Annotated in this window: 15 protein-coding genes; 5 read left to right on the top strand and 10 right to left on the bottom strand. The window is 73.9% G+C overall.

Going from position 1 to position 12,414, the window contains the following annotated elements:
• The 3 genes from NCC78_RS17840 to NCC78_RS17830 all read right to left on the bottom strand — a co-directional run.
• Positions 1-559: anhydro-N-acetylmuramic acid kinase (locus NCC78_RS17840; protein ID WP_250795754.1), on the bottom strand; the 559-nt coding region annotated here is incomplete at its 3' end.
• Between the two features lie 66 nt (positions 560-625).
• Complete coding sequence (locus NCC78_RS17835) at positions 626-1,867, bottom strand: class I SAM-dependent RNA methyltransferase (protein WP_250795753.1); 1,242 nt, start codon at positions 1,865-1,867, stop codon at positions 626-628.
• Positions 1,864-3,936: an APC family permease gene (locus NCC78_RS17830; RefSeq protein WP_250795752.1), complete on the bottom strand. Its 2,073-nt coding sequence runs from the start codon at positions 3,934-3,936 to the stop codon at positions 1,864-1,866. Before NCC78_RS17830 ends, NCC78_RS17835 begins: the two co-directional genes overlap by 4 nt.
• A 168-nt stretch (positions 3,937-4,104) precedes the next feature.
• Here NCC78_RS17830 and NCC78_RS17825 point away from each other — a divergent pair, with 168 nt between their 5' ends.
• Complete coding sequence (locus NCC78_RS17825; RefSeq protein WP_250795751.1) at positions 4,105-4,770, top strand: potassium channel family protein; 666 nt, start codon at positions 4,105-4,107, stop codon at positions 4,768-4,770.
• Positions 4,771-4,772: 2 nt separating this feature from the next.
• A complete protein-coding gene (locus NCC78_RS17820; RefSeq protein WP_250795749.1) occupies positions 4,773-5,462 on the top strand; it encodes a potassium channel family protein in 690 nt (229 codons plus the stop codon).
• A 16-nt stretch (positions 5,463-5,478) separates the two neighbouring features.
• Here the strand turns inward: NCC78_RS17820 and NCC78_RS17815 are convergent, their stop codons facing one another.
• The 4 genes from NCC78_RS17815 to dut form a co-directional block, all read right to left on the bottom strand.
• A complete protein-coding gene (locus tag NCC78_RS17815) occupies positions 5,479-6,162 on the bottom strand; it encodes a DUF3159 domain-containing protein (protein ID WP_250795748.1) in 684 nt (227 codons plus the stop codon).
• 31 nt (positions 6,163-6,193) lie between these two features.
• Positions 6,194-6,574, bottom strand: coding sequence for an OB-fold nucleic acid binding domain-containing protein (locus NCC78_RS17810; RefSeq protein WP_250795747.1), 381 nt, complete (start codon positions 6,572-6,574; stop codon positions 6,194-6,196).
• A gap of 128 nt (positions 6,575-6,702) precedes the next feature.
• Positions 6,703-7,389, bottom strand: coding sequence for a DUF3710 domain-containing protein (locus tag NCC78_RS17805; RefSeq protein WP_250795746.1), 687 nt, complete (start codon positions 7,387-7,389; stop codon positions 6,703-6,705).
• A gap of 25 nt (positions 7,390-7,414) precedes the next feature.
• Complete coding sequence (gene dut / locus NCC78_RS17800) at positions 7,415-7,957, bottom strand: dUTP diphosphatase (protein ID WP_250795745.1); 543 nt, start codon at positions 7,955-7,957, stop codon at positions 7,415-7,417.
• Positions 7,958-8,048: 91 nt separating this feature from the next.
• On the opposite strand from dut, the gene NCC78_RS17795 reads away from it, so the two are divergent.
• Complete coding sequence (locus NCC78_RS17795) at positions 8,049-8,549, top strand: DUF3093 domain-containing protein (RefSeq protein ID WP_250795756.1); 501 nt, start codon at positions 8,049-8,051, stop codon at positions 8,547-8,549.
• A gap of 100 nt (positions 8,550-8,649) precedes the next feature.
• On the opposite strand, the gene NCC78_RS17790 is transcribed toward NCC78_RS17795, so the two are convergent.
• The gene (locus NCC78_RS17790) at positions 8,650-9,483 is read right to left on the bottom strand and encodes a hypothetical protein (protein ID WP_250795744.1); all 834 of its coding nucleotides are present in this window, start codon (positions 9,481-9,483) and stop codon (positions 8,650-8,652) included.
• 138 nt (positions 9,484-9,621) lie between these two features.
• Positions 9,622-9,918 (bottom strand): DUF4193 domain-containing protein, encoded by a 297-nt coding sequence (locus NCC78_RS17785; RefSeq protein ID WP_007075406.1) that lies wholly within the window; start codon positions 9,916-9,918, stop codon positions 9,622-9,624.
• A 434-nt stretch (positions 9,919-10,352) separates the two neighbouring features.
• Between NCC78_RS17785 and NCC78_RS17780 the strand changes: the two genes are divergently transcribed.
• Positions 10,353-10,868, top strand: coding sequence for a LytR C-terminal domain-containing protein (locus NCC78_RS17780; RefSeq protein WP_250795755.1), 516 nt, complete (start codon positions 10,353-10,355; stop codon positions 10,866-10,868).
• A 209-nt stretch (positions 10,869-11,077) separates the two neighbouring features.
• On the opposite strand, the gene NCC78_RS17775 is transcribed toward NCC78_RS17780, so the two are convergent.
• Positions 11,078-11,899 carry an inositol monophosphatase family protein gene (locus NCC78_RS17775; RefSeq protein WP_250795742.1) on the bottom strand — a complete coding sequence of 274 codons (822 nt, stop codon included), beginning with the start codon at positions 11,897-11,899 and terminating at the stop codon, positions 11,078-11,080.
• Positions 11,900-12,185: 286 nt separating this feature from the next.
• Between NCC78_RS17775 and NCC78_RS17770 the strand changes: the two genes are divergently transcribed.
• On the top strand, positions 12,186-12,414 hold a 229-nt coding region (locus NCC78_RS17770; protein ID WP_284706317.1), incomplete at its 3' end, for an RNA polymerase sigma factor region1.1 domain-containing protein.

The raw sequence follows: 12,414 nt of genomic DNA, 5'->3' as shown, positions 1-12,414 counted from the left end.
CCGGCGCGACCACGGTGAGGTTGGCGATGCCCCCGAGGTTGAGCGCCGCCCGCCGCAAGCCGCCCCCGGCCGGGTCGCCGCCGTTGGCCGGGTCCAGCAGGAGCGCGTCGAAGGCCGGCACCAGGGGCGCGCCCTGCCCGCCGGCGGCGATGTCCGCCGAGCGCAGGTCGCTCAGCACGGGTACGCCGACCCGGGCGGCCACCCGGGCGGCCGCGCCCAGTTGCAGGGTGCCCCGGGCGATCCCCTCGTCGACCCAGTGGAAGACGGTCTGCCCGGGCGAGACCACGGCGTCGGCCGCCCCGCCGGCCAGGTCGACGCCGACCGCCGCCGCCTCGGCGAAGACCTCGCCGAGGCGGTTGTCCAGCCGGCAGACCGCCTCGATCGTGGTCCTCGCCGGCGGCAGGAGCGCCCCGATGTCGGCGCGCAGCTCGTCGTCGTAGTCGAGGCCGCGGTGCCCGAGCGGGCGCAGCCACAGCGTGTCGCCCTCGACCTCGAACTCCGCGGCGACCACGTCCACCCCGTCGTACGAGGTCCCCGACATCAACCCGACGATCTTCATCGCGCCAGGCTAGCGAGGCCGTCCCGGCGGGTCGCCGGAACCCTCGGCGCGCCCGCCCCGGCCCGCTCAGGCCGGCGGAAGCAGCAGGCCGACCAGCTCGACGTGCTGGGTCATCGGGAACAGGTCGAAGCCGCGCAGCGCGGCGAGCCGCCAGCCCAGCCCGGTGAAGGTGCGCACGTCCCGGGCGAAGGCGGCCGGGTCGCAGGCCACGTACGCCACCGCGCGCGGGCCGGCCGCGACCAGGTCGCGCACCACCCGGCTGCCCGCGCCGGAGCGTGGCGGGTCGAGCACCACCACGTCGACCGGGCCGGTGATCCGCCGACGCGCCAGCGCGGTCTCCACCCGGGCGGCGACGACCTCCACCCGGCGCAGGTCGCCCAGGTTCTCCCGGGCGGCGGCGACGCCCTGCTCGGCCGACTCGACCATGGTGACCCGGCCGGCGTCGCCGACCCGGTCGGCCAGCGCCGCGGCGAAGAGCCCGGCCCCGCCGTAGAGGTCCCAGGCGGTCTCCCCCGGCCGCGGTTCCACCAGCCCCAGGACCGCCCCGACCAGGGTGTCGGCGGCGGCCGGATGGACCTGCCAGAACGACGACGCGGGCAGGGCCCACTCCCGCCCGGCGGCGCGCTCACGGACCCGCTCCGGGCCGCTCACCGGCCGGGGCACCCCCTCGGTGAGCGCGGTCACGGCCACGTCGCCGCCGGTCGAGGCGACGGTCTCCACCGCCTCCGCGTCCGGCCAGCGCGTGCCGCCGGCGCTCAGCACGGGCAGCTGCTGGATCGCCGGGTGGGCGATCAGGCAGCGGTCGATCGGCACCACCTCGTGGGAGCGGTGCTTGAGCAGCCCGGCCCGGCCGGCGCCGTCGACGGCGTAGCGGATCCGGGACCGCCAGCCCAGCGGCCCGCCGGGCAGCGCCTCGACCCGGACGTCGAGCGCCTCCAGCTCCGCCTCGGTCAACCCGCCGAGGCGGGTGAGCTGCTCGCGCACCACCGAGGTCTTCCAGCCGAGCTGGGCGGCGGGGGCGACGTGCTGCAGGTCGCAGCCGCCGCACCGTCCCGGCTTCGCGTACGGGCAGGGCTGCTCGACCCGGTCGGGGGCGGCCTCCAGCACGGTGACCGCGTCGGCCCGGACGAAGCCCTTGTGCACCTCGGTGACCTCGGCGACCACCCGCTCGCCGGGCAGCGCGTGCCGGACGAAGACCACCTGCCCGTCCACCCGGGCCACGCAGTGCCCGCCCGGGGCGACCGCCCCGACGGTCAGCTCGACCCGTTCGGCCTCCTCCAGGCCCCGGCCGTCACGCTCTGCGGTCACTTGCCACCTCCACCGGTCGGGCCGCTCTCGCCCGGCGGCGCGGATGCCACCGGCGGGACGTCCGGCGGCTGGGTGCCGCGGGACTCCATGCGCGGGCCGCGGGCCGGGCCGCGACTGAGCGTGGCGTCCAGCCGGTCCAGGTTCTTGCCGGCGGTGGAGGCGAGCTGCCACGGCACGCTGGTCACCATCACCCCCGGCTCGAAGAGCAGCCGCCCCTTCAGGCGCAGCGCGCTCTGGTTGTGCAGCAGGTTCTCCCACCAGCGCCCGACGACGTACTCCGGGATGAAGACGGTGACCACGTCGCGCGGCGACTCCCGGCGGACGCCGGCCACGTAGTTCAGGATCGGCCGGGTGATCTCCCGGTACGGCGAGTCGATCACGGTCAGCGGGATGGCGACGTCCCGCCGGTCCCACTCGACCTGCAACTGCCGGGTGTCCTTGTCGTCGACGTTGACCGTCACCGCGGTGAGCGTGTCCGGCCGGGTGGCCTTCGCGTACGCCAGCGCCCGCAGGGTCGGCTGGTGCAGCTTGCTGACCAGCACGATCGCGTGGTTGCGGGCGGGCAGCATCGGCCGCCCCTCGTCCGGGATCAGCTCGACGGCGACCCGGTCGTAGTGCCGGCGGATGGCCAGCATCAGCACGTAGATCACCGCCATCGCGGCGATCGCGATCCAGGCGCCGAGCAGGAACTTGGTGGCCAGCACGATGATCAGCACGGTACCGGTCATCAGCATGCCGAAGGTGTTGATCGCCCGGGACCGGACCATCCGCCGGCGCGACTCCGGGTCCCGCGCGGTCCTCAGGTGCCGGTTCCAGTGCCGGATCATGCCGGCCTGGGAGAACGTGAACGAGACGAAGACGCCGACGATGTAGAGCTGGATGAGCTTGGTCACCTCGGCCTGGAAGCCGACGATCAGCACGATCGCGAAGACGGCCAGGAAGAGGATGCCGTTGGAGAAGGCCAGCCGGTCGCCCCGGGTGTGCAGCTGCCGGGGCAGGTAGCGGTCCTGGGCGAGGATCGAGCCGAGCACCGGGAAGCCGTTGAACGCGGTGTTCGCGGCCAGGAAGAGGATCAGCGCGGTCGCCCCGGCGACCACGAAGAGCAGGATCGAGCCGGAGCCGAAGACGGTCTCGCCGAGCTGGGTGGTGACGGTCTTCTGCACGTACCCCTCGGGGCCGGAGACGATCTGCAGGTCCGGGTCCTCGACGAACTGCAGACCCGTCAGCCGGGACAGCCAGATGATGCCGACCAGCATGGTGACCGCGATGGTGCCGAGCAGCAGCAGCGTGGTGGCCGCGTTGCGGCTCTTCGGCGCCTTGAACGCCGGCACCCCGTTCGAGATCGCCTCCACGCCGGTCAGCGCCGCGCAGCCGGAGGAGAACGTCCGCAGCAGCAGGAAGATCAGCGCGAAGCCGCTGACACTGTGCTCGGCCTGGATGACCAGGTCGGCGCTCGGGGCGCGCAGGTCGTGGCCGAGCACGAAGACCCGGACCACGCCGGTGAGCAGCATGCCGACGATGACGATGACGAAGCCGTAGGTGGGGATGGCGAACAGGTTGCCCGACTCCCGCAGGCCGCGCAGGTTCATCGCGGTGAGCAGCACCACCGCGATGACCGCGATCAGCACCTTGTGGGTGGCCACGAAGGGCACCACCGAGCCGAGGTTGGCCACCCCGGAGGAGACCGACACCGCCACCGTCAGCACGTAGTCGACCAGCAGCGCGCTGGCCACCCCGACCCCGAAGCGCGGCCCGAGGTTGACCGTGGCGACCTCGTAGTCGCCTCCGCCGGAGGGGTAGGCGTGCACGTTCTGCCGGTAGCTGGCGACCACCGTGAGCATCACCACGACGACCGCGAGGGCGATCCAGGGCGAGAAGAAGTACGCCGAGGCGCCGGCGATGGAGAGGGTCAGCAGGATCTCGTCGGGGGCGTACGCGACGCTGGAGAGCGCGTCCGAGGCGAAGACGGGCAGCGCGATCCGCTTGGGCAGGAGGGTGTGCTGGAGCCGGTCGGACCGGAACGGTCGACCGACGAGCAGCCGCTTCAGCAGCGAGGTGGGACTGGCCACAACCGCCAAGAGTACGACCAGGAGCGCGGGTGCAGTGGGGGTGGCCGATCACGGAAGGGTGTACGGGCGGAGTACCGTCGGTCCGCGCCCGCGCCGGGAACGTGGCAGGCTCGCAGACGACACGCTCAGCGGTCGGGGGCGGGTGCGCACCTTTGAGGAGGGGACGCGGTGCATGTCGTGATCATGGGCTGTGGCCGGGTCGGCTCGACCCTCGCCCACGGCCTGGAGTCCCGGGGGCACTCGGTCGCGGTCATCGACCAGGACTCCGACGCCTTCCGCCGGCTCGGCCCCGACTTCGCCGGGATCACCGTGACGGGCGCCGGATTCGACGGCGAGGTGCTCCGGCAGGCCGGCATCGAGCGGGCGGACGCCTTCGCGGCGGTCTCCAGCGGCGACAACTCCAACATCATCTCCGCCCGGCTGGCCCGGGAGACGTTCGGCGTGTCCCGGGTAGCGGCCCGGATCTACGACCAGCGCCGGGCGCAGGTCTACGAGCGCCTCGGCATCCCCACCGTGGCCACCGTCCGGTGGACCGCCGACCGGATGATGCGGCACCTGGTGCCCGAGGGGAACGTGGAGATCTTCCGCGACCCGACCAGCACGGTGTCGATCATCGAGGTGCCGGTGCACAAGGACTGGATCGGCCGGTCGGTGCGCGGCCTGGAGGAGGCGACCGGGGCCCGGGTGGCGTACCTGATCCGCTTCGGCATCGGCACACTGCCCACCCGCTCGACGGTGGTGCAGGAGGGCGACCAGATCTTCATGCTGGTCACCGACGACGTGATGGCCACGGTGACCTCGGTGGCGGCGACGCCGCCGGAAGGAGGGCTCTGAGCATGCGGATCGCCATCGCCGGCGCCGGCAACGTCGGCCGGTCCATCGCCCAGGAGCTGATCGACAACGGCCACCAGGTGATGCTGATCGAGCGCCAGCCCAAGATGCTGCGGCCCGACCGCGTGCCGGCCGCCGACTGGGTGCTGGCCGACGCGTGCGAGCTGGCCAGCCTGGAGGAGGCCAACGTCGCCGGCTGCGACGTGGTGGTCGCCGCCACCGGCGACGACAAGGTCAACCTGGTGGTGTCGCTGCTGGCCAAGACGGAGTTCGCGGTGCCCCGGGTGGTCGCCCGGGTCAACCGGGCGGAGAACGAGTGGCTCTTCACCGAGCAGTGGGGCGTGGACGTCGCGGTGAGCAAGCCGCGGGTGATGGCCGCCCTGGTCGAGGAGGCGGTCACCGTCGGCGACCTGGTCCGGCTGATGACCTTCCGGCAGGGCGAGGCGAACCTCGTCGAGATCACCCTGCCGCCGACCGCGCCGTACGTGGGTCAGCCGCTGCACACGGTGCCGCTGCCCCGCGACTCGGCGCTGGTGGCGATCCTGCGCGGCAAGCGGGTGCTGGTGCCCAGCCCGGACGACCCCATCGAGGCCGGCGACGAGCTGATCTTCGTCTGCACCGCCGAGGTGGAGGACGCGGTCCGCGCGGTCGTGCTCGGCCCGGACAGCGTCGAGCGGACCCGCGAGAACCGCTGACCGCCGACCGGTGGGCTCAGCTGCCGCTCACCGGGACCGGCGGCGACTCCCGGGTCACCCGGCGCACCGTCCAGACCGTGATCAGCAGCAGCAGCGCGTACGGCGGATAACCCAGGGCCAGCCGGGCCACGCCCAGCGCGGTGTCCTGGTGGGCCAGGTAGAGCCCGGCCTGCACGCCGACCTTGGCCAGCCAGACCACGCCCCAGAGCACGGTCAGCCCGGTGAAGGTCTTCACCAGGCGGGGGTCGTCGCGCCACTCGGAGCGCCCCTTGGCCACCAGCACCGACCAGATCCAGCCCACCAGCGGCTGCCGGATCGCCGCCGAGATCAGCAAAGCGATCCCGTAGCCGATGCCGTAGAGGATGCCCGGAAGGTAGAAGTCGCGTTCGTCGCCGGTGCGCCAGGCAATCGCGGCGCCGACGGCGACGCCGAACAGCCCGTTGACCGCGTGCCGGACCGGTCGACGCTGGGCCAGTCGCAGCCCGGCGATGACCAGCGCCACCGACACCGAGGCGATCACCGCCGGCCGCAGCTCACCGACGATGTTGGCCAGCACGAAGACGACCACCGGGATGCTGGACTCCACCAGCCCCCGCCAGCCGCCGAGCTGGTCGGCCATCTGCTCGGCGATGCTCGGCAGCCGCTCGTCGTCGTCCGGCCCGGTCTCCGGCTGTGCCGCCCGGTGCTGTCCCGTCGTCATCGCACGCCTTCCGTCCGCCGCGCCCGCAGGGTCACTTCGGCGGTTCCAGCTCGTAGTACGGGTTGTAGATGACCTTGCGGTCGTCGCGCACGGCCACCCGGCCGCGCGCGGTCAGGTGCCGTCCGGGCTCGATGCCGGCGATGTGCCGCCGGCCCAGCCAGACGAGGGTGACGACGTCGCTGCCGTCGTAGAGGTCGGCCTCCAGCGTCGGCAGGTTGGTCCGCGGGGTGTAGACCACCGTGCGGAGCCGCCCGGCGACCGAGACCACCTGCCCCCGCGTGCACTGCCGGGCCGGCACACCGCCGTGCTCGGCGCTCTCCCGGCGCAGCTCCTGCGCCTCGATCTCCGCCTCGCTCGCGGTGAACCGTCGCAGCATGCGGCGTAGCGAACCCCGGCCCTCGTCGGTCGACATGACCTCCGCGTCACCCTCTCCACGCTCGCCGGACCGTGCCGGCACTGGGGCCCGGAACCCGGCGACGCCGGGACCTTCCCGCCAGCGTACGCCGACGGGACCGGTCCCGGCGGGCCGGTGACGGGCGGTCAGGCCTGGCGGAGCTCGGGTGCCGGGTTGCCCTCGGCGGCCGGCTCCCCGGTGCCCGCCGCGCCGACCTGGTCGGTGGCCTCGCGGGGCAGCCGCAGCGGCAGCGGCTCGCGCACCGGCTTCGCCTCCTGACCCCGGTCGACCACCAGGCCGTCGAGGCACTCGGCGAGCGGGCCGGCGGCGGCCGGGTCGGTGGCCGCGCCGCCCTGGTAGACGCCGCGGACCATCCAGCGCGGCCCGTCGATGCCGACGAACCGCAGGTCGGTGATGCCGTCCGGGGTCCGCACCCGGGCGTGCAGCTCGGTGCCGTACTCCCCCTGGACCTCCTGGGCGGCCGCGCCGTCGGCGAACAGCGACTGGCGGATCTCCTCGCGCACCTCGTCCCAGATGCCCTCGGAACGCGGCGCGGCGAAGACCCCGAGCTGCAGGGCGTTCTCGCCGTGCACCAGCACGACCTGCTGGACCACGCCCTCGGGGTCGGCCTGCACCCGCACCTCGACCTCGGGCACCGCGGGGATCTGCAGGCTGCCCAGGTCGAGCCGCTGGACCCCGGCGGGCGCCTCCGACGCGTCGTACGGGCCGCGCGCGGGCGTCGCCGGGATCGACTCCTCGGGGGAGCCGAGGAGCTCGGTCCGCTCGTCACTCGCGTGCCGTCCGGCACCGGCCCGCTTACGGGAGAAGATCACTGCGCCCACCCTCCGCTGTTCACACTCACCCTGCCACCTCTTCTGTCCGTCCGCCTGACCGCCCCGGCTCCGCCGGCCGTCCGCCCGACCCGTCCGGCTCGGCCGGGGACGGCACCAGCCCGGCGTGTCCGCCGGTGGAGCCGTGCCCGCCGGCGCCCCGCCGGGACGTGGGCAGCTCGACCACCGGCTGGAAATCCGCCCGCGCCACCCGCTGGACAACGAGCTGCGCGATCCGATCGCCACGGGAGATCTTCGCCGGCACGTCCCGATCATGATTGATCAGGTTGACCAGGATCTCACCCCGGTAGCCGGCGTCGACCGTACCGGGCGCGTTGAGCACGGTCACGCCGAGCCTGGCGGCCAGCCCCGAACGGGGGTGGACCAGGCCCACGTACCCCTCCGGCAACGCGATCGCCACGCCGGTCGGGACCAAAGCCCGACCGCCGGGTGGCAGCTCGACGTCCGCGGCCGCCACCAGGTCGGCCCCGGCGTCACCGGGATGGGCGTACGCCGGCAGCGGCAGCTCGGGGTCAAGCTGGCGTACGGGCACGGGTACAACGTCTGTCACGGTTCCCCTCTTCCGTCCGGTTCACTCAGGTGACCCTGCCATCCTGCCGGTTCCGCCGGCCGTCGTGCGCCGTACCCTCGGAGGAGTGAGCCTGTCGCCATCCTCGCCGTCCCCGGCACCGTCCGCCGCGGCGCCCACGGAGCACACCGAGCGGCTCGGCCTGCCCTGGTGGCTCTGGCTGGGTGGGCTGGCCGTGGCCGCGCTGCTGGCCACCGAGGTCTGGATGGGGGCGCCGGGCGTACGCGCCTGGCTGCCGTTCGTGGTGCTGCTGCCGGCCGCCGTCGCCGGCCTGGCCTGGCTGGGCCGGATCCGGGTCGCGGTACGCGACGGCGAGCTGCGGGTGGACGACGCCCGGCTGCCGGTCCGGTTCGTCGCCGACGTCGTCCCGCTGGACGCCGCCGGCCGGCGTGAGGTGCTCGGGGTCGGGGCCGACCCGTTGGCGTTCGTGGTGCAGCGGCCGTGGGTTCCCGGCGCCGTCCAGGTGATCCTCGACGACCCGGCCGACCCCACCCCGTTCTGGGTGGTCAGCACCCGTCACCCGGTCGAGCTGGCCGAGGCGGTCCTCGCCGCCCGCGACGCCGCCCGCGGCTGACCCGCCCCGCCGCCACACCCCCGCACCGGTCGTGCCGTCGGCTCGGCCTCCCACCGCACCACGTCGACCGACCGGCGGGGTTGGCCGGTGGCGGTCGCCGTCAGCGGGTGCCGGGGAGGGCGGGCGGGGTGCCGGGCGGCAGCGCGGGGCCCTTGCGACGCAGGTCGATGCGGAGCTGGTCGGCCATCGTCCGGGTGGCCCGCCGGTTGAGGTAGCTCGCCACCGCGGCCCCGGTGAGGAACGGGCCGAGCGTGGTCAGGTTGCGGCCGAAACGCTTAAGCAGCATGTCCCGGAGCTCCTTGCGGGCGGCGGTGCCCAGCACGGCACCCACCCCGACGCCGGGCATCATCGGGTTGATCCCCCGCTGGCCGGCCCAGGACTGCACCAGGGCGACCGCCCGCGGGGTGCCGCCGGTCGGCATCGCGACGCCGTACACCTCGTGCAGCTCGCCAATCAGCTTGAGCTCGACGGCCACCACCGCGACCGTCTCGGCGGCCAGCAGGACCGGCGCGGACAGCAGGGTCGGGGTGACCGCCCACTCGACGGCCGCGACGCCACCGCCGGCGGCGCCGATGCCGGCCGTCGTCCGGGCGGCGTTGCGCACCAGCCGGTCGGCCAGCGCCTCGTCGTCCAGCCCGTCGAAGTGCCGGCGCAGCGTGGCCAGGTCCCGGACGGGTACGTGCGGAGCGATCTCGGCGACCGTGTCGACCATCCAGCGGACGGCGGACTTCGGCTTGAACAGGTCGGCGACCCCGCGCGCCCGCGCCTGCCCGACCAGCCGGCCGAGCAGCTGCCGCCGGCGGGCCGGCTCGATGTCGTCGGCGGTCAGCGCCGCGACGGTGGCGCCCAGCTCGTCCGCACCGCGCTCGCGCACGTCGTCGGTACGAGGCTCGTCGGCACCGTGCGTGCCGCCGGGTCCGCTCCGCTCGCTCATGGTCCGACCTCCCGGATGGACTGCCGCCGACCTGGCGGCCACCCGTCACGAGTCAAGCAGGTTGCCCCGCCCGGCGCACGGCGACCCGACAGCGGCGGCCCCCCAGGAGGGAGCCGCCGCCGGTGAAGACGCGCGTTGTCAGACGCACTCGCGGCAGATGAGCTCTCCGTTGCGCTCGACCGCCAGCTGGCTGCGGTGATGCACCAGGAAGCAGCGCGCACACCGGAACTCGTCCTGCTGCATCGGCAGGACCTTGACCGTCAGTTCCTCGTCGGCCAGGTCGGCGCCGGGCAGCTCGAAGCTCTCGGCCACCTCGGCCTCGTCGACGTCAACGGCGCCCGACTGTGAGTCGACGCGTCGGGCCTTGAGCTCTTCCAGGCTGTCCTCGCCGAGGTCGACCTCGTCGCGACGCGGGGCGTCGTAGTCGGTGGCCATCGGTTTCACTCTCCCATATCGATGTTGTCGCTTCCGGTTGTAACGCCGGACGACGCTGTTTCGGTTCCGCTGGCCGGCCACCACTTGTGTCGGTCACCCGACCCGATGACCGCTCGGACCGGGGCCGCCAGGGGAACTCCCCCAGCGAGCGCGGTACCTTACCCCCCCCTTTGGGCGTGGCATGTATACCGCCCTCGTGGCTGAGATGTACGCCCCTGCACGCCAAGTTGTTCCCAATGTGACTCAGGCGACACGAAGATAGGGGTAGTAGTACCCGGTTCCCGGATGGCGCGCCGGCATGTCGGACTGTTTCCACGCGACGGCCGGACAACCGTTAACCTCAGCGGCGTACTCGACGGCCGGCGGGGCGGCCCGACCGCTGGCGCCGCCACCACCCACCACGTTCCAGGAGCGCCCTGATGAGCTTTGCGCGAGTGCGAGCACTCGTTGTCGTCGGTCTGCTGGGGGTGCTGGCCCTGGTCTTCGTGGTCGTCGCCCTGGTCCGCGACACCCAGGGCAACGCCGGCATCGCCGGCGGGTGCCCCGAGGGCTGGCCACTGGCCGACGTGACCCTGCGCGAGCCCAAGGACGTCAAGATCAACGTGCTGAACGGCACCGACAGGGTCGGCCTGGCCACGGACATCGCCGACGACTTCCGCAACCGCAAGTTCCAGGTCAAGAAGACCGCCGACGAGAAGAAGCAGATCGACGACATCGCCGTGCTGCGGTACGGCCCGAAGGGCGTCGGCTCGGCGCACCTGCTGCGGGCGTACTTCCTCGACAACGCCGAGTACGACTACGACCCCAAGCGCAAGGACGACGTGGTCGACGTGGTGCTGGGCAGCGGCTTCCAGCAGCTGGCCACCACCACCGAGGTCAACCAGTCCCTGGGCGATCTGGGCGCGCCGGTAGCGCCGGCGGAGTCCTGCCCGATGACCGACAAGAACTGAAGCCACCCCGTCCGGGGTCCGTCCTCCCCGCCGACCCGCCCGGGCCGGCCGGGACCGGACCCCGGACGCTCCGGGCGTACGGCTGGGAACCGCCTCCCGATCCGCTCCCGCGCTCCCTCACGGCCCGGAGATCGCGCCCGGACGGGATCCCGTGCATGCGGCCCCCCGGACGAGGGACACCTGGTGCCGGACCGCGGGCGTCCGGTCGGTCAGGGGCCGCCGGAGGCGTCGAGGACCGCGAGCCGGTCGTGCAGCGGCGCGAACAGGGCGGGCGGGGCGGCGATCACCAGGTCCGGTCCGGCCGGCAGCCCACCCAGCCCGGAGACCCGCAGGCCGGCCTCGGCGGCCACCAGCCCACCCGCGGCCAGGTCCCAGGCGGCCAGCCCCTTCTCGTAGTAGGCGTCCACCCGCCCCTCGGCGGCGAGGCAGAGGTCCAGCGCGGCGGCGCCGAGGCGGCGGATGTCGCGGACCTGCGTGATCAGCTCGGCGATCACCCGGGCCTGGTGCGCCCGGCGCCGCGGGTCGTAGCCGAACCCGGTCGCGACCAGCGCCTGGCCCAGGTCGGTCTCGGTGGAGCAGCGCAGCCGCGCACCGTCGCGCCAGGCGCCCCCGCCGGCGGTGGCCGTCCACTCCTCGCCGGTGCTGACGTTGCGCACCACGCCGGCGACCACCTTGCCGTCGACCTCGGCGGCGAGCGAGACCGCGCTGTGCGGCAGGCCGTAGAGGTAGTTGACGGTGCCGTCGATCGGATCGATGATCCACCGCACCCCGCCGGGGCCGACCGGCCCGGTCTCGCCCGCGCCGTACTCCTCGCCGAGGACGGCGTCGTCCGGCCGCAGCCGGCGCAGCGCGTCGAGCACCTGCCGCTCCACCGCCCGGTCGGCCGCGGTCACCACGTCTGTGACCGTGCTCTTGGTCGCGGCCACCGACACGCCCTCGGCCCGCATCCGGTACGCGGTCGCCGCGGCGTCCCGGGCCACATCGACGGCGATCTCCAGAAGATCCTGCGGCGCCGGCCTCGTGCGGTCCATCGTTCGTCCCCTTCCCGCACGACCGGGGTGTTCCGGGTCACGCACGGGTATCATCCTTCCAAAGTCCAGATCTGCGCCGAATCGGCGGTCCCCGCCGCCGGTCCGCCGTGCGGCGCAGGATGATCGCCGCAGACGGCGTTACAATTCACCCCTGCCACCGCGCCACGGACCGCCGACCACCGGCCGGTCCGGGACACGGGGGTCCCTCAACCACATCGTCCGGCACGGTGCCCCGCTGCGCCGGGCGACCCGGCCGTGCTCGCTCTTCGCCTCCGGAAGGTCATTCGTGACAGAACCCCGCCAGACCGGCGCCGACGTTCGCTCGCTCACCGACACCCTGATCGCCCACGCGCAGAGCGCCGGCGGTCAGCTCACGTCGGCCCAGCTCGCGCGCACCGTCGAGTCAGCCGAGGTGACTCCGGCCCAGGCCAAGAAGATCCTGCGGGCGCTCTCCGAGGCGGGAGTGACCGTGGTGGTGGACGGCTCGGCCAGCACCCGCCGCCGCGTCGCCGCCG

It is taken from the genome of Micromonospora phytophila, assembly GCF_023656545.1.
GTDB classification, from domain to species: Bacteria; Actinomycetota; Actinomycetes; order Mycobacteriales; family Micromonosporaceae; genus Micromonospora; species Micromonospora phytophila.
This window is presented reverse-complemented; position numbering and strand designations above follow the sequence as displayed.